Consider the following 16,685-nt stretch of genomic DNA (forward strand, 5'->3'; position numbering starts at 1 on the left):
GATGTGTATAAGAGACAGCGTACGGGGCGGGCCGCCGGGCCCTCATGTGCGGCTCGCCGAACGGCTACGTCAGCTTCGCCAGCGCCCTGTCGATCCGCGACAGCGTGCGCTCCCGGCCGAGGAGTTCCAGGGACTCGAAGAGCGGGAGGCCGACCGTGCGGCCCGTGGTGGCCACGCGGACCGGGGCCTGGGCCTTGCCGAGCTTGAGGCCGTGTTCCTCGCCGGCGGTGAGGACCGCGTTCTTCAGGGACTCCGCGTCCCACTCCGCCTCGGCGAGCTTCGCGCGGGCCGTGGTCAGCAGGGCGTCCGCGCCCGGCTTCATGGCCTTCGCCCACGACGCCTCGTCCTCGACCGGCTCGTCCAGGAAGAGGAAGTCGACGTTGGCGGTGATGTCCGAGAGGACCGTGACCCGGGTCTGGGCCAGCGGGGCCAGCGCCGCGAAGGCCGACGCGTCGAAGGACTCCGGTGCCCACGGGGCGTACGGGGCCTTCAGCCATGGGGCGCAGGCGTCCGCGAACGCCTTCACGTCGAGCTGCCGGATGTGGTCCGCGTTGATCGCCTCGGCCTTCTTCAGGTCGAAGCGGGCCGGGTTGGCGTTGACGTCCGCGATGTCGAACGCGGCGACCATCTCGTCCATGGAGAAGAGGTCCCGGTCCGCCGAGAGCGACCAGCCGAGCAGCGAGAGGTAGTTGAGCAGCCCCTCCGGGAGGAAGCCGCGCTCGCGGTAGAGGTTGAGGGACGCCTGGGGGTCGCGCTTGGAGAGCTTCTTGTTGCCCTCCCCCATGACGTACGGAAGGTGGCCGAAGCTGGGGATCCGCTGGGCGAGGCCCAGTTCCATCAGCGCCTTGTAGAGCGCGATCTGGCGCGGCGTGGAGGAGAGCAGGTCCTCGCCGCGCAGGACGTGGGTGATCTCCATCAGCGCGTCGTCGACCGGGTTGACGAGCGTGTAGAGCGGCGCGCCGTTGGCGCGGACGATGCCGTAGTCCGGGACGTTCTCCGGGGTGAAGGTCAGCTCGCCGCGGACCAGGTCCGTGAAGGTGATCGGCTCGTCGGGCATCCGGAAGCGGACGATGGCGGTGCGGCCCTCCGCCTCGTACGCCGCCTTCTGCTCGGCGGTCAGGTCGCGGCAGTGGCCGTCGTACCCCGACGGCCGGCCCGCCGCGCGCGCCGCCTCCCGGCGGGCGTCCAGCTCCTCCGTGGTGCAGTAGCAGTGGTAGGCGTGGCCCGCCTCCAGCAGCCTGGCCGCCGTGTCGCGGTAGATGTCCATCCGCTGCGACTGGCGGTACGGGGCGTGCGGGCCGCCCTTCTCGGGGCCTTCGTCCCAGTCGAGCCCGAGCCAGCGCAGCGAGTCGAGGAGCTGGACGTACGACTCCTCGGAGTCGCGCGCCGCGTCGGTGTCCTCTATGCGCAGGACCAGGGTGCCGCCGGTGTGGCGGGCGAACGCCCAGTTGAAGAGGGCGGTACGGACCAGGCCCACGTGGGGGTTGCCGGTCGGGGAGGGACAGAAACGTACACGGACGGGTGCGCTAGCCACGCTTGATCACCTTGTTGGTGAGAGTGCCGATGCCTTCGATGGTGACGGCGACCTCGTCGCCGACGCTGAGGGGGCCGACCCCCGCGGGGGTGCCCGTGAGGACGACGTCACCGGGGAGGAGCGTCATGGCCTCGGTGATGTTGACGATCAGGTCCTCGACGGAGTTGATCATGTCGCTCGTACGGCCGAGCTGCCGCTGTTCCCCATTGACGGTGCACTGGATCGTGAGGTCGGAGGGGTCGAGCTCGGTCTCCACCCAGGGGCCGAGCGGGCACGAGGTGTCGAAGCCCTTCGCGCGCGCCCACTGCTTCTCGCTCTTCTGGGTGTCGCGCGCGCTGACGTCGTTGGCGCAGGTGTAGCCGAAGATGACGTCCTTGACGCGTTCGCGCGGCACCTCGCGGCACATCCGCCCGATGACCACGGCCAGTTCGGCCTCGTGGTGCACCTCGTTCGAGAAGGACGGGTACTCGATGGCGTCGCCGGAGCCGATCACGGAGGTCGTGGGCTTGAAGAAGGCGAACGGCACGTCGGGGACCGCGTTGCCGAGCTCCGCCGCGTGCTCCGCGTAGTTGCGGCCGAAGGCCACGACCTTGTTGGGCAGGACGGGCGGGAGCAGCCGGACCTTGCTCAGCGGGACCTTGGTGCCGGAGAGCTCGAAGTCGGTGTACGGAATGCCCCTGATGATGTCGAGGACGAGGCCGGCGGTGTCACCGCTGCCGTCGCCCTCGACCGCGCCGAAGGCGACATTGCCGTCGATGGAGAATCTGGCGATGCGCACGAAGCTGTCGCCCTTCACTTGCTGGCTGGTCTGGAGACTGACGCCCCAGGCTAACGCGAGAGGAGGGGAGCCCCCTGTTCCCCGTGACCGGGCGGGCGCACGGCGCGTGCGGCACCGCGTGTGAACGCCGGGCGTCCGCGCCGCGTATTACCGTGCGCGAGGCGGAGCAACCGACGGAGCGCGGCGTGGCACACGGGCGGGCGAGGGGGCTGATCGTGCGGGGCGGAACGGGCCGGCAGGAGCTACGGTGCGGTGGGCGCCGCGGCGACGGCGCCGTCGGCCGGGGCGGCCGGGGCGGTCATCAGGATCGTGCGCCGCGGGTTGGCCGTACGGTTCGGCAGGGCGACGGGGTGCTCCGGCTGCGCGGCGGGGGCCAGCTCCTCGGCATCCTTGAGGTGCGCCAGCGTGGTACGCCGGGGGTTGGCGGTGTTGCGGAAGATCATCGTCTTCTGCTGCGGATTCTGCGGACTCATCTGTGGTGTCAGACCTTGTCGGGCTACGGGCGCCGGAGCGCCGATTGTCGGATGGGCCATCCCTGTAAAGCGTCAGGCTAAACATCCAATTCCCCGCCGAAGCGGCGATCGATCGTCGATCACGGTGTGAGTTTGCTCACGACCTGCCAGGCATTTCCCCCATTCCGGGCGCGAGTTGACGACCAAGGAAACGGACATTGCGCTACTGAACGTTGCATTCCGCTGCTGATCATCCGTACTGGGACACCCCCCACCCGTAGACACCTCGTGGGTGAAAGTCCGATTCCTCCGTGAACACTTTCTACGGCTGGTGACCCGGTGCTCACGCCCTGTCATTCACGTCACAGCCCCGCCCTCCGCCCTTGTTGGAGATCCCGCTCTGTGCTGGAATTCCCCCCACCGCCGCGGGTTTGAATGTGCCGGCGCGCAGGGGCGCAACGCAGCGCCGAGTGGCGGCGGGGAAGGGGAGCAGCGCCGGTCACTCACGACCACCATGGGGTGCGTTTCCGCGCCCCACGACGCCGACACCGTTCCGCCGTTCAGCGGGGGAACGCCTGGTCCAGAGGTTGCGACGCTAGTGCAGGGACGTTACAAGAGGGATGGCAGCGCTGCGGCGGAGCAGGAGCACCGCGGCGGTTCCGACCGCGGCTCCTCGCCCCAGCACACCCAGAACCCGGGCCCGGCTCCGTCGGGCGACCACAGCGGCGGCCGGGGCGGGCGCCCCGGTCCGGGACAGAGCGGCCTCGGCGCGCCTCCTATGCCGCCGCCTCCGCAGACGGTGCCGAACGCGAAGTCGCCGAACGACCCGGGGAACCGAATAGCCCTGCGCAACTGGCGCATCAGCACCCGCCTCGTGGCGCTGCTGACCCTGCCGGTGGTCGCGGCCACCACGCTGGGCGGGCTGCGTATCAACGAGTCGCTGAACGACATGCAGCAGCTCGAACACATGCAGCTGCTCACCAAGATGACCAAAGAGGCGACCGCGCTCTCGCAGGCGCTCCAGGCGGAGCGTGACGAGTCGGCCGGACCGCTGACCAACGGCGCGAACCCCAAGGACTTCAAGGTCCAGGACCGCCGCGAGAAGACCGACCGGGCCAAGAAGGCGTTCCTCGACGCCACGGTCGACATCGGCAACACCGACGGCGACCAGGCGCTGGAGAGCATCCGCTCGAACGTCAACCAGATCGCCACCCAGGTCAACCGGATCAACACCATCCGCAAGGACGCCTACCTCGGCTCGGGTTCGGACTCGCTGACCGTCGACGCGTACGACGGACTGATCACCTCGCTGCTGAGCCTCTCGCAGGACATGGCGCAGGCGACCAACAACCCGGAAATGATCAAGCGGACCCGCGCGCTCGCCGCGTTCTCGTCCGCCAAGGAGTACGCGTCGATCCAGCGGGCGATCATCGCCGCCGCGCTGCCCGCCGACCCCTCGACCAAGGGCAAGCTCGGCGAGAACGACCGGCTGTACGGTCTGGCCGCGGCGACGAAGGAGAAGAACGCCCTCACCTCCTTCAGCTTCCTGTACGAGTCGATGGGCGGCGACGCCGAAGAGCTGATGGCCCCGCTCAACGGGCAGGGCAACCCCGAGATCCAGTCGTCCGAGAAGTACGCGGACCGCGTGCTCGGCTCGACCGACGGCCTCGCGAGCCAGCCCAACCGCTCGTACCTGGACTGGACCGACCAGGCGTCCACCCGGATCAACGCGATGAAGACCATCGAGGCGACGCTGCTCGGCGAGATGGAGAGCAAGGCCCGCGAGCTGCGCGACTCGTCGCAGCGTGACGCGATCTTCAACGCCGCGCTGATCCTCGTCGTCCTCGGTGTCTCGCTCGTCGGCGCCTTCGTGGTCGCCCGGTCCATGATCCGCTCGCTGCGCCGCCTCCAGGACACGGCCACCCGGGTCGCCCAGGACCGGCTGCCCGAGCTGGTCAAGCAGCTCTCCGACTCCGACCCGCAGGACGTCGACACCTCCGTCGAGTCGGTCGGTGTGCACTCCAAGGACGAGATCGGAAAGGTCGCCGCGGCCTTCGACGACGTGCACCGCGAGGCGGTCCGGCTCGCCGCCGAGCAGGCCCTGCTCCGGGGCAACGTCAACGCGATGTTCACCAACCTCTCGCGCCGCAGCCAGGGCCTCATCCAGCGTCAGCTCTCGCTCATCTCCGAACTGGAGTCCCGCGAGGCCGACCCTGACCAGCTCTCCTCGCTGTTCAAGCTGGACCACCTCGCGACCCGTATGCGCCGTAACGGCGAGAACCTCCTCGTCCTCGCGGGCGAGGAGCCGGGCCGCCGCTGGACCCGCCCCGTACCGCTGGTCGACGTGCTCCGTGCCGCCGCCTCCGAGGTGGAGCAGTACGAGCGCATCGAGCTGGCCTCCGTACCGACGACCGAGGTCGCCGGCCGCGTCGTCAACGACCTCGTGCACCTGCTCGCCGAGCTGCTGGAGAACGCGACGTCGTTCTCCTCGCCGCAGACGAAGGTCCGCGTCACCGGTCACGCGCTGCCCGACGGCCGGGTGCTGGTGGAGATCCACGACACCGGCATCGGGCTCTCCCCCGAGGACCTCGCGGCGATCAACGAGCGGCTGGCCTCGCCGCCCACCGTGGACGTCTCGGTCTCGCGCCGCATGGGTCTGTTCGTGGTCGGCCGGCTGTCGCTGCGCCACGGCATCAGGATCCAGCTCCGCCCCTCCGACTCCGGCGGTACGACCGCGCTGGTCATGCTGCCCGTCGATGTCGCCCACGGCGGCAAGAAGGGCCCGGCCGGCCGGCCCGGCGCACCCGGCCAGGGCGGTCCGCTCGGCCAGGCGCCCGCGGGCGGCGGCCAGCTCCCCGGCGCTCCCGGCGGCGGCCGTCCCGGGCTCGGTTCGGGCCCCGGCGGCGCGCCCGCGCCCGGTGGTCTGCTCGGCGCGGGCGCCCCGCGCGGCCAGGTCGGATCCGGCCAGGGGCCGCGTGCCGCGCTGCCGTCCCGCGACGGATCGGGGGCCGGATCGCAGGGCGGCGCCCAGGATCCGCAGCGGCAGGGCTCGGGACAGCCGAACATCTTCGCGCAGAACGCCTTCGGCCCCTCGTCGCAGGGTCCCTCGCAGGGCGGCGGGCAGGGTGGCCCCGGCCAGGGCCAGCAGCGCCAGGACCGTCCGCAGGGCGTCTTCGGCCAGAGCGGTCCGGGCGGCCAGGACAACCAGAGCGGGCCCGGCGGCCAGAGCGGTCCCGGCAACCAGGGCGGCCAGGGCCAGAACGGCTTCAGCGGGCGCGCCCAGAACGCCTTCCAGCAGGGCGGCGCCCCCGCACCCGACCGCGGTCGGCAGCTCCCGCCCCCCGGCGGACCGCGCGCCGAGCTGCCCGGCGGCAACCCGCAGCCGCAGCGCCCGCAGCGCCCGCCGGTCACCAGCTGGGGCAGCGACCAGCAGTCGGGGCGTGCCCCGCTGGACGCGCCGCGCGGCCACGAGGAGCACGAGTCCACCGGCCAGTTCGCCCGTCCGACGGGTGAGCGGCAGAACCCCGGCGCGACCTCCGAGTTCCCGCGCCCGGACTTCGACGGGCCCCGGCCCGATCAGAGCGGCCCGCTCGGCGCCGGCCAGGACCCCGCGTCCACGGCCCAGTTCCCCCGTCCCGACTTCAACGCCCCGGCCGGCTACTCCCCGGAGTACGGCGGGCAGCGTGGCGGCCAGACCGACGGCTCCGGCTTCCGCCCGTCGTCGGACTTCGGCTCCGAGCGGCAGGACTTCAACGCGCCGCGCCCGCCCGCGCCGGCCCCGGCGCCCGGCTCCGAGGGCGGCTACCGCCAGCCGAGTCTTCCGCCGCAGCCGCAGCCGGAGGCGCTGCCCCCGGCCTCCGGCCCCGGTGACGGCCGTACGCCGCTGTACGACACCCTGGAGACCAACTGGTTCCACGCCACCCAGGGCGGCGGTCAGCAGGGCGGCGGAGCGGACGACGGCCGGTCGTCCCGCACCACGGACCCGGAGCGCCAGGAGAGCCCGTCCCAGCAGTCGCCGACACCGCCGGCACCGCGGCGCGAGCCCGCCAACGGCTCGGGCCCGAACGGCACGACGGACACCGGCGGCGCGGCCACGAACGGCGCCAACGGCTACACCACCAACGGCACCGGCTCCGGCGGCTACACCACCAACGGTTACGACGTCGGCGGCTCCGGCAGCGACGCCTTCGGCGGTGGCCGGCCGGCCACCGGCGGCTCCGACTCCCGGAACCCGGGCCAGGGCCTGAGCCAGCGCCCCGGGCTCGGCGGACTGGGAGCGGGACACGGCTCCGGGACCAACGGCGCCGGCTTCAACTTCTCCAGCGGCAGTCCGGACTCGCGGGGTTCAGCCGCGGGCGGCGTGGGCGCCACCTCCTCCTGGCGCACCTCTCCCAACGACGAGCTGGTACGCCAGGCGGAGCGGGCCAAAAAGCCCCAGTCCGGCGGCATCACCACCTCCGGTCTGCCCCGCAGGGTGCCGCGTGCCAATCTGGTGCCCGGTACCGCGCAGGAACAGAACACCCAGGCCGGTCCGCAGGTCTCCCGTGCGCCCGCTGACGTGCGCGGCCGGCTGACCAATCTCCGTCGGGGCATCCAGCAAGGTCGTCAGGCGGGCAACACCGGCCCGGCGAGCAACGGATTCAACCTCGGCACCTCTCACCAGCAGGAGCGTTAGTTGAGTCCGATGAGTCAGGCTGCGCAGAATCTGAACTGGTTGATCACCAATTTCGTGGACAACACCCCTGGGGTGTCCCACACCGTGGTGGTCTCCGCAGACGGACTTCTGCTGGCCATGTCCGAGGGCTTCCCCCGCGACCGCGCAGATCAGCTCGCGGCCGTGGCATCCGGGCTGACCTCGCTGACCGCGGGGGCGTCCCGGATCTTCGAAGGCGGCCCGGTCAACCAGACCGTGGTGGAGATGGAGCGCGGCTTCCTCTTCCTGATGTCCGTCTCCGACGGTTCCTCCCTGGCGGTCCTCGCCCACCCCGAGTGCGACATCGGTCTGGTGGGGTACGAAATGGCCCTCCTGGTCGATCGCGCCGGTACGGTCCTCACACCGGACCTGCGCGCCGAGCTCCAGGGAAGTCTGCTGCACTGAGCTTTCCAGGAACTCCCCAGCCACTTACCGTCAGGCCGCCCAACCGGCCCCCCACCGGCCAAGTCAGACGGCACGTAGACATCTTGCTGTCACGCCCGGAGGATTCATGACCCCGCCACCCGCCTCTCACGATCCGTACGGCGTCTCTGTCGACGCCTCGTACGGTCCTGAGGGCGATCAGCCGCTGGTACGTCCGTACGCCATGACCGGCGGCCGGACCCGGCCGCGGTACCAGCTCGCCATCGAGGCGCTGGTCAGTACGACCGCGGACCCCGCGCATCTCGCCACCCTGCTCCCCGAGCACCAGCGGATCTGCCACCTGTGCCGCGAGGTCAAGTCGGTGGCCGAGGTGTCGGCGCTGCTGACGATGCCGCTCGGCGTCGCCCGCATCCTGGTGGCCGACCTGGCGGAGGCCGGCATGGTGGCCATCCACCAGCCGGGCAACGGAGAGGCCGGCGGCACGCCGGATGTGACACTGCTCGAAAGGGTGCTCAGTGGACTTCGCAAGCTCTAGCGGCGGTGCGGCCCGATCGACCACCAGCGCGAAGATCGTGGTGGCGGGCGGCTTCGGCGTGGGCAAGACCACGTTCGTGGGCGCCGTCTCGGAGATCAACCCGCTGCGTACCGAAGCCGTCATGACCAGCGCCTCCGCCGGCATCGACGACCTCACCCACACCGGAGACAAGACCACCACCACCGTGGCCATGGACTTCGGACGCATCACCCTCGACCAAGACCTCATCCTCTACCTCTTCGGCACCCCCGGACAGGACCGCTTCTGGTTCATGTGGGACGACCTCGTCCGCGGCGCCATCGGCGCCGTCGTCCTCGTCGACACCCGCCGCCTCGCCGACTGCTTCCCCGCCGTCGACTACTTCGAAAACTCAGGACTCCCCTTCGTCATCGCCCTCAACGGCTTCGACGGACACCAGCCCTACACCCCCGACGAAGTACGCGAAGCACTCCAGATCGGCCCCGACACCCCCATCATCACCACCGACGCCCGCCACCGCGCCGACGCCAAAAGCGGACTCATCACCCTCGTCGAACACGCCCTCATGGCACGACTGAAGTAGACGGTGCCCTACGGAAGTTGCCGTAGGCATACCCGGAGGTGGGCCATGTCCTTTGACACGGCCCGCCTCTGTGTTCATAACATTTCGACAGAGGTTTCGCGCTCTCCGGCCACCCGGCGCACTCGCCCGGTGCCCCTGCGCTCATGGCAGCCCCGCTTTTTGGCGGGGCTCGCTCTTTATGCCCGTTTTACGTGAGGCATGTGCCACAAGGAATGGCTGATTCCCGCTGTTTGGAAAGGGGGCGCCCCCCGTGCTGGAATTCGAGAACTCCCGAGTAGTACGGCCCTGAACAAAACACGGCACAGCGTAGGTGCCGACGCCGAGAGGTTGTTGGTCGAGTGAGGCGAAGCACGACGAGCTCCGCGGAGCAGAAGGCGCGGGGCAACTTCACCCCGCCGCCGCGCGCAGCGGCGCCTGCCGTCACGACCGGTCCGCCCGCCGCGGCCGGCAGCCCCAGCCCGTTCTCCCCGCGTAACTGGCGGGTGACCACCCGGCTGTACGCGATCCTCCTGGTCCCCGTCATGGTCGGCCTGGTCATGGGGGGATTCCAGGTCAAGGGCTCGATCGACACGTGGCAGGAGGCGCAGGACGCGCAGAAGACGGCCCTTGTCGTGCGGGCCGCATCCGAGTACGGACACGCGCTGCTCAACGAGCGCGATCTCACCGCGCAGTCCCTGCTCACCAACAAACGGGACGCCGAGGTCGTCACCGAGAGCTACGCGGCCACGGACGCGGCGAAGAAGAAGTTCGACCTGGCGGTGCAGGACCTGCCCGCCGACGAGGGCCTCGAACGCCGGATCGGGCTCTTCCGCAGCTCGGAGCCGACGCTGGAGAACATCCGGAAGACCGCGTACACCGCAGGCGTGGAGACCCCGGACAAGAGCGGTGGCAACGGCGGTCCCGTGGCCACCGAAGAGGCGTACGTGCCGCTGGAGCACACGCTCATGCAGCTCTCCAACGAACTGGGACTGGGCACCGGGAACATCACCAGCTACGGCCGCACGGTCTACGCCATCGGGCTGGCCAAGGGCGCCGAGTCGCTCCAGCGCTCCATCGGCACGCACCTGCTGGTCAGGCCGAGCCAGAAGGCCGACGTCAAGACCGGCCAGGCGATCGCGTTCTCCTCGTACGCCTACCTGGAGGACGTCGCCATCGGCGAGTACGTCTCCGGCGGCACGCAGTCGGACGCCGTCAGGCTCCAGGAGGTCATGACCGCGCAGGCGGCCGCCGGGGCCAAGGAGATCGCCTCCGCACAGCAGCAGGCCGCCGCCGCGGGCAAGGAGTTCACGGCGCCGCCCGCCAAGGACGGCTCCGTCTACGACGGCATGGTGGCCGCGATCGCCAGCGGCGACTCCCCCGAGCAGCTCGCCGAGCGCGGGGTCACCCCGGAGACCTGGATGGCGGCCTCCACCGCCAAGTTCGACGGGTACAACACGATCGAGACGGAGCTGGTCGACAAGGCCGTCGCGGAGGCGTCCTCGATCGCGACCAACGCCAGGAACAACGCGATCATCAACGGCGCGATCGTGCTGGTCGCCCTGCTGGCCGCCTTCATCCTCGCCGGGATGATGGCGCGGCAGCTGAGCCGGTCGATGCTGTCGCTGCGCACGGCCGCCTTCGGGATCGCCGAGCAGCGCCTGCCGATGCTGGTCGACCAGCTCTCGCGGGCCGAGCCCGGCCGGGTCGACACCCGGGTGCAGCCCATCCCGATCGACTCGCGCGACGAGATAGGCGAGGTCGCCCGCGCCTTCGACCAGGTCCACCGCGAGGCGGTGCGGCTCGCGGCCGAGCAGGCGATGCTCCGCGGCAACGTCAACGCGATCTTCACCAACCTCTCACGCCGCAACCAGTCGCTGATCGAGGGCCAGCTGACCCTCATCTCGGACCTGGAGAACAACGAGGGCGACCCGGACCAGCTGGAGAACCTCTTCAAGCTGGACCACCTGGCGACGCGGATGCGCCGCAACGGCGAGAACCTGCTCGTCCTCGCGGGCGAGGAGCCCGGCCGCCGCTGGAACCAGCCGGTGCCGCTGGTGGACGTCCTGCGCGCCGCCTCCTCGGAGGTGGAGTCGTACGAGCGCATCGAGCTGACCGGGGTCCCGGAGACGGAGATCCACGGCCAGGCCGTGACCGACCTCGTACACCTGCTCGCGGAGCTGCTGGAGAACGCCACCACGTTCTCCTCGCCGCAGACGAAGGTCCGGGTCACGGCGACCCGGCTGCCCGACGGCCGGGTGATGATCGAGATCCACGACAAGGGGATCGGTCTCACCGCCGAGGACTTCGCCGACATCAACCACAAGCTGGCCAACCCGCCGACGGTGGACGCCACGGTCTCCCAGCGCATGGGGCTGTTCGTGGTCGGCCGGCTCGCCGAGCGGCACGGCGTACGGGTCCAGCTCCGCCCCTCGGGCGAGCAGGCGGGCACGACGTCGCTGGTCATGCTGCCGGACGCGATCACGCACGGCGGCGGGGGCGGCGCCCCCGGCCAGGGCGAGGACTTCACCGTCTCGCAGATCATGCCGGACCAGCCGAACCTCCCGGAGGAGGAGCAGGCCTTCCCGACCGCTCCGATGCTGACCGCGGCGGAGCTGGGCTTCGACGACTCGCGGTACGAGCAGCAGCCGACGGCCGCGGAGCAGTCGGCGCGGCTCGACCCGGTCAACCGCTCGCTCAAGCGCGACGAGCGGCGCGCGGCCCTCGGGACGTCCCCGCAGAACGACACGGGCGAGCAGCCGCTCTTCCAGGACCAGGTGGACGGTCAGTTCCGCGAGGAGTCCACCGACGGGTACGCGCAGGCGAAGCCGTCGTACGAGTCCGGGTACGAGCCGGGATACGCGCCCCAGCAGCCCGCGCCCGGGGCGGACTTCTCCACCCCCACGGCCGAGTTCACCACGGGCGGGTTCGAGGAGTACCGCGCGCCCGACACGTACCAGCAGACCGGTACGTACCAGCCGTCCGACGGGTACCAGCAGCCCGACACGTACCAGCAGTCCGACGCGTTTCTCCCGCAGCAGGGGACCCCGGGGCAGCAGGGGTATACGGAGTCCCCGTACCCCGCCGCGCAGGGCGCCGAGGGCACGTACGAGAATCTGTTCACCCCCCAGCCCCACCAGGGCGAGTGGGCCGATCAGAGTGCCTATCCGGGTACGTACGACGCCGAGCGGCCCGCCGAACCGGAATCGGGCCTCGGCGCTCCCGAGAACCCCCGGGACAACGTAGGCTTGAACCGTCCGGGTCCCTCCCCGAGCACCAGTCACACACTGACGGACGCGGGTCTGCCGCGCCGTGGCAGCGGCCAGCCCCAGCAGCCGCAGCCGTCGGCGTCGTGGCAGCCCGCCGGTGAGGGCGAAGGACAGCCGGCCGGACAGACCTCGTCGACGGCGCTGAACGGCCGGAGCACCACCCCGGGCAACTTCCAGGACGAGCAGAGCCGGCAGAGCCTTGAGCAGGACAAGGGACGCGGCGCGGGGAACACCCCGAGCGGCGGCCCTGGCGACAACCGGACCAACGGGCAGGCGGGGACGGCCGGTTCCGACGACTGGCGCGTGCGCAACGACGAGCGGTTCCAGCGCGCGGAGAAGCTCCGTGAGCCCAAGGCCGGCGGTGTCACCTCGTCCGGTCTGCCGCGCCGGGTGCCCAAGGCCAACCTGGTCGAGGGCGCGGCGGAGCAGACCACGCACAACGGCCCCCAGGTCTCCCGCGCCCCGGAGGACATCCGGGGCAGGCTGAGCAACCTGCGACGCGGCGTCGAGCGGGGCCGCAACGCCGGAGCGGACAAGAACGGACCGGGCCGCGGCCCGGGCAGTACCTACAACCAGGAGCGTTAGTGTGAGCCCGATGAGCCAGGCGGCGCAGAATCTGAACTGGTTGATCACCAACTTTGTGGACAACACCCCTGGGGTGTCCCACACGGTGGTGGTCTCCGCCGACGGACTCCTGCTCGCCATGTCCGAAGGATTCCCGCGCGACCGCGCCGATCAGCTCGCGGCCGTCGCGTCGGGTCTGACCTCGCTGACCGCGGGGGCGTCCCGGATCTTCGAGGGCGGGGCCGTGAACCAGACCGTCGTCGAGATGGAGCGCGGTTTCCTCTTCCTCATGTCCATCTCCGACGGCTCCTCGCTGGCCGTGCTCGCCCACCCCGAGGCCGACATCGGCCTGGTCGGGTACGAGATGGCCCTCCTGGTCGACCGTGCGGGTACGGTCCTGACCCCGGACCTGCGTGCGGAGCTCCAGGGAAGTCTGCTGAACTGACAGACAGTGCGCTGTTCGCCGCCGCACCATTAGGGTGCGGTGGCGCGGATCTCACAGGTCCGCCAGGATCGGGCCCGGCGCCCCGGCACTCGGAGGAGGAAACGTGGCTACACCCCCAGGTGGGCATCACTACGACGGTGGCCCCCGGTCTCCGGGTGAGCATGCCCAGAACCGGTTCAACTTTCCCTCCACGCCCAGCGGACAGGGCGGCGGACAGGGCGAGCCGAGCCATGACCAGGGCGGGCAGGGCCACGGCGGGCAGGGCGGCGGCCGCGGGGCACCGCAGCGGCAGTCGTACCAACCCCCGCCCCCGCCGCAGCAGTACGAGTACGACGAGCCCCGGCAGCCCCGCATCCAGCCGGTGCAGCCGAGGCGTTCACCGGAAGCCGAGCCTTCCATGGGCGCGCACAACCCGTTGGTGCGCCCGTACGCCATGACCGGCGGCCGGACCCGGCCGCGTTACCAGCTCGCCATCGAGGCGCTGGTCAGTACGACGGCTGATCCGTCCCAGTTGCAGGGGCAGTTGCCCGAGCACCAGCGGATCTGCCAGCTGTGTTTCGAGATCAAATCGGTCGCCGAAGTCTCGGCGCTCCTCTCCATCCCCCTCGGCGTGGCCCGGATCCTCGTTGCCGACCTGGCGGAGGCGGGCCTTGTCGCCATCCATCAGCCCGGTGGCGACGAGGCCACCGGTGGCCAGCCAGACGTGACACTGCTCGAAAGGGTGCTCAGTGGACTTCGCAAGCTCTAGCGGCGGTGCGGCCCGATCGACCACCAGCGCGAAGATCGTGGTGGCGGGCGGCTTCGGCGTGGGCAAGACCACGTTCGTGGGCGCCGTCTCGGAGATCAACCCGCTGCGTACCGAAGCCGTCATGACCAGCGCCTCCGCCGGCATCGACGACCTCACCCACACCGGAGACAAGACCACCACCACCGTGGCCATGGACTTCGGACGCATCACCCTCGACCAAGACCTCATCCTCTACCTCTTCGGCACCCCCGGACAGGACCGCTTCTGGTTCATGTGGGACGACCTCGTCCGCGGCGCCATCGGCGCCGTCGTCCTCGTCGACACCCGCCGCCTCGCCGACTGCTTCCCCGCCGTCGACTACTTCGAAAACTCAGGACTCCCCTTCGTCATCGCCCTCAACGGCTTCGACGGACACCAGCCCTACACCCCCGACGAAGTACGCGAAGCACTCCAGATCGGCCCCGACACCCCCATCATCACCACCGACGCCCGCCACCGCGCCGACGCCAAAAGCGGACTCATCACCCTCGTCGAACACGCCCTCATGGCACGACTCCGTTAGTCACGGACGCACGGACCCACGGACGCCCGGCGCCTTCACGGCGCCGGGCACCGCCGTTCCATGGACGTACGGACGGCTTACGGACGGCTGTGGACGCCGTGGAGGCGCATGACGGAGCCCCCGCACTCTCACCGAGTGCGGGGGCTCCGTCATGTCCGCTCACGAGCGGCGGGGGGTCAGCCCTGCCAGCTGTGCGGGGCGCGGAAGCCGGGGGTGCGCTCCAGACGGCGCCAGCCGGCGGTGGAGCGGCCGCGGTGCGCCGGGGCCTCGGGCGTGGCGGCGGCGCGGGCCAGCAGGATCGCGGTGATCGCGGCCAGCTCCTCGGGGTCGGCGTGGCCCTTCTCTACGCGCAGCAGGGACTCGTTCGTGGCATCACTCATGGAGTCGTGTCTCCGTTGCTCTCGGCAGGGACGGCGGGGCGTGCGGGGCGCCGCGTCACTGCGGGGGGTTGCCGTGCTTGCGGGACGGCAGGTCCGCGTGCTTGGTACGGAGCATCGCGAGCGCGCCCGCGAGGACCTCACGGGTCTCCGCGGGGTCGATGACGTCGTCGACGAGGCCGCGCTCCGCGGCGTAGTAGGGGTGCATCAGCTCGGCCTTGTACTCCTTGACCATGCGTGCGCGCATGGCCTCGGAGTCCTCGGCCTCGGCGATCTGCCTGCGGAAGATGACGTTGGCGGCACCTTCGGCGCCCATCACCGCGATCTCGTTGGTGGGCCAGGCATAGGTCAGGTCCGCCCCGATGGACTGGGAGTCCATGACGATGTACGCGCCTCCGTACGCCTTGCGCAGGATCAGGGAGATCCTCGGCACGGTCGCGTTGCAGTAGGCGTAGAGCAGTTTGGCGCCGTGCCGGATGATTCCGCCGTGTTCCTGGTCGACCCCCGGCAGGAAGCCGGGCACGTCCAGCAACGTGACGATCGGGATGTTAAAAGCGTCGCACATCTGGACAAAGCGCGCAGCTTTCTCCGATGCCTCGATGTCCAGGACCCCGGCCAGGGACTGCGGCTGGTTGGCGACGATGCCGATGACCTGGCCGTCGAGCCGGGCCAGCGCGCAGACGATGTTGCGGGCCCACCGCTCGTGGATCTCCAGGTAGTCGCCGTCGTCGACGAGTTCCTCGATGACCTTGTGCATGTCGTACGGGCGGTTGCCGTCGGCGGGCACGAGGTCGAGCAGGATGTCGGAGCGGCGGTCCGCCGGGTCCTCGGAGACGACCGTGGGCGGGTTCTCGCGGTTGTTCTGCGGGAGCATCGACAGGAGGTAGCGGACCTCGGCGATGCAGGTCTCCTCGTCGTCGTACGCGAAGTGCGCGACGCCCGAGGTCTCGGCGTGGACGTCCGCGCCGCCCAGGCCGTTCTGGGTGATCTCCTCGCCGGTCACGGCCTTGACCACGTCGGGGCCCGTGATGAACATCTGCGAGGTCTCGCGGACCATGAAGACGAAGTCCGTGAGCGCGGGGCTGTAGGCCGCGCCGCCCGCGCACGGGCCGAGCATCACGCTGATCTGCGGGATGACACCGGAGGCGCGGGTGTTGCGCTGGAAGATGCCGCCGTACCCGGCGAGCGCGGAGACGCCCTCCTGGATGCGGGCGCCCGCGCCGTCGTTGAGCGAGACCAGGGGGGCACCGGCCGAGATGGCCATGTCCATGATCTTGTGGATCTTGGTGGCGTGGGCCTCACCGAGGGCGCCGCCGAAGATCCGGAAGTCGTGGGCGTAGACGAAGACCGTGCGGCCCTCCACCGTGCCCCAGCCGGTGATCACACCGTCGGTGTACGGCTTCTTCGCCTCCAGGCCGAAGCCGGTCGCCCGGTGCCTGCGGAGCTGCTCGACCTCCTTGAACGATCCCTCGTCGAGCAGCAGCTCGATGCGCTCGCGGGCGGTGAGCTTGCCCTTGGCGCGCTGGGCCTCGGTCGCGCGGTCGCTGGGGCCCCGGCGGGCCGCCTCACGCAGCGCGTGCAGTTCTGCCACACGGCCCCGGGCGTCGATGGGCTCGCTCGGCGTCTCGTCCACTACGGTCATGTCCCAACCCTACGAACACCTCCGAGGAATGCGCGCCGTCGACTCCACACAGTCTCCCGGCGGTATTCCTGGTGGGCATGGACAGAAACCGGACCCGTTGCGGGGCACCGGACAGCGCGCGACCCCCGCCGGTTGTAGGGATCCACCAGGCGGAACCTCTGGGC

13 protein-coding genes are annotated in these 16,685 nt (G+C 70.6%); 8 read left to right on the plus strand and 5 right to left on the minus strand.

What is annotated here, in order from left to right; genetic code table 11:
* Window positions 1–64 precede the first annotated feature (64 nt).
* The 3 genes from gltX to ACFTZC_RS19805 form a co-directional block, all read right to left on the minus strand.
* Window positions 65–1,534, minus strand: coding sequence for a glutamate--tRNA ligase (gene gltX, locus ACFTZC_RS19795; protein ID WP_382891399.1), 1,470 nt, complete (start codon window positions 1,532–1,534; stop codon window positions 65–67).
* Entirely contained in the window at window positions 1,527–2,312 is a 786-nt protein-coding gene (locus ACFTZC_RS19800; RefSeq protein ID WP_382891401.1) for a fumarylacetoacetate hydrolase family protein, read from the minus strand. Before ACFTZC_RS19800 ends, gltX begins: the two co-directional genes overlap by 8 nt.
* A gap of 242 nt (window positions 2,313–2,554) precedes the next feature.
* Window positions 2,555–2,785, minus strand: a complete 231-nt coding sequence (locus tag ACFTZC_RS19805; RefSeq protein ID WP_382891403.1) for a hypothetical protein — start codon at window positions 2,783–2,785, stop codon at window positions 2,555–2,557.
* 577 nt (window positions 2,786–3,362) lie between these two features.
* On the opposite strand from ACFTZC_RS19805, the gene ACFTZC_RS19810 reads away from it, so the two are divergent.
* The 8 genes from ACFTZC_RS19810 to ACFTZC_RS19845 all read left to right on the plus strand — a co-directional run bounded on the left by ACFTZC_RS19810 (window position 3,363) and on the right by ACFTZC_RS19845 (window position 14,502).
* On the plus strand, window positions 3,363–7,439 hold the full coding sequence (locus ACFTZC_RS19810) for a nitrate- and nitrite sensing domain-containing protein (RefSeq protein WP_382891405.1): 4,077 nt from the start codon (window positions 3,363–3,365) through the stop codon (window positions 7,437–7,439).
* Between the two features lie 9 nt (window positions 7,440–7,448).
* A complete protein-coding gene (locus ACFTZC_RS19815; protein ID WP_030351794.1) occupies window positions 7,449–7,862 on the plus strand; it encodes a roadblock/LC7 domain-containing protein in 414 nt (137 codons plus the stop codon).
* Window positions 7,863–7,968: 106 nt separating this feature from the next.
* Entirely contained in the window at window positions 7,969–8,376 is a 408-nt protein-coding gene (locus tag ACFTZC_RS19820) for a DUF742 domain-containing protein (RefSeq protein WP_319683976.1), read from the plus strand.
* Window positions 8,357–8,938 (plus strand): ATP/GTP-binding protein, encoded by a 582-nt coding sequence (locus ACFTZC_RS19825; RefSeq protein ID WP_189282429.1) that lies wholly within the window; start codon window positions 8,357–8,359, stop codon window positions 8,936–8,938. The genes ACFTZC_RS19820 and ACFTZC_RS19825 overlap by 20 nt, the downstream gene beginning before the upstream one ends.
* 338 nt (window positions 8,939–9,276) lie before the next feature.
* Window positions 9,277–12,768 (plus strand): nitrate- and nitrite sensing domain-containing protein, encoded by a 3,492-nt coding sequence (locus ACFTZC_RS19830; RefSeq protein ID WP_382891408.1) that lies wholly within the window; start codon window positions 9,277–9,279, stop codon window positions 12,766–12,768.
* A gap of 10 nt (window positions 12,769–12,778) precedes the next feature.
* Entirely contained in the window at window positions 12,779–13,192 is a 414-nt protein-coding gene (locus ACFTZC_RS19835) for a roadblock/LC7 domain-containing protein (protein ID WP_010984131.1), read from the plus strand.
* 103 nt (window positions 13,193–13,295) lie between these two features.
* Window positions 13,296–13,940, plus strand: coding sequence for a DUF742 domain-containing protein (locus ACFTZC_RS19840; protein ID WP_382891409.1), 645 nt, complete (start codon window positions 13,296–13,298; stop codon window positions 13,938–13,940).
* A complete protein-coding gene (locus tag ACFTZC_RS19845; protein ID WP_031229389.1) occupies window positions 13,921–14,502 on the plus strand; it encodes an ATP/GTP-binding protein in 582 nt (193 codons plus the stop codon). The genes ACFTZC_RS19840 and ACFTZC_RS19845 overlap by 20 nt, the downstream gene beginning before the upstream one ends.
* A 176-nt stretch (window positions 14,503–14,678) precedes the next feature.
* On the opposite strand, the gene ACFTZC_RS19850 is transcribed toward ACFTZC_RS19845, so the two are convergent.
* Window positions 14,679–14,882, minus strand: coding sequence for an acyl-CoA carboxylase subunit epsilon (locus tag ACFTZC_RS19850; protein WP_382891411.1), 204 nt, complete (start codon window positions 14,880–14,882; stop codon window positions 14,679–14,681).
* Window positions 14,883–14,937: 55 nt separating this feature from the next.
* Window positions 14,938–16,521: an acyl-CoA carboxylase subunit beta gene (locus ACFTZC_RS19855; RefSeq protein WP_365812332.1), complete on the minus strand. Its 1,584-nt coding sequence runs from the start codon at window positions 16,519–16,521 to the stop codon at window positions 14,938–14,940.
* Between the last annotated feature and the right edge of the window lie 164 nt (window positions 16,522–16,685).

Origin of the sequence: Streptomyces sp. NPDC056987 (assembly GCF_042673865.1) — a bacterium.
Taxonomy (GTDB): domain Bacteria; phylum Actinomycetota; class Actinomycetes; order Streptomycetales; family Streptomycetaceae; genus Streptomyces.

Bases quoted from the DNA above. Each gene is read 5' to 3' on its own strand.
- ACFTZC_RS19805 (WP_382891403.1), bottom strand. From the start codon at position 2,785: ATGAGTCCGCAGAATCCGCAGCAGAAGACGATGATCTTCCGCAACACC.
- ACFTZC_RS19815 (WP_030351794.1), top strand. From the start codon at position 7,449: ATGAGTCAGGCTGCGCAGAATCTGAACTGGTTGATCACCAATTTCGTG.
- ACFTZC_RS19820 (WP_319683976.1), top strand. From the start codon at position 7,969: ATGACCCCGCCACCCGCCTCTCACGATCCGTACGGCGTCTCTGTCGAC.
- ACFTZC_RS19835 (WP_010984131.1), top strand. From the start codon at position 12,779: ATGAGCCAGGCGGCGCAGAATCTGAACTGGTTGATCACCAACTTTGTG.
- ACFTZC_RS19850 (WP_382891411.1), bottom strand. From the start codon at position 14,882: ATGAGTGATGCCACGAACGAGTCCCTGCTGCGCGTAGAGAAGGGCCAC.
- ACFTZC_RS19855 (WP_365812332.1), bottom strand. From the start codon at position 16,521: ATGACCGTAGTGGACGAGACGCCGAGCGAGCCCATCGACGCCCGGGGC.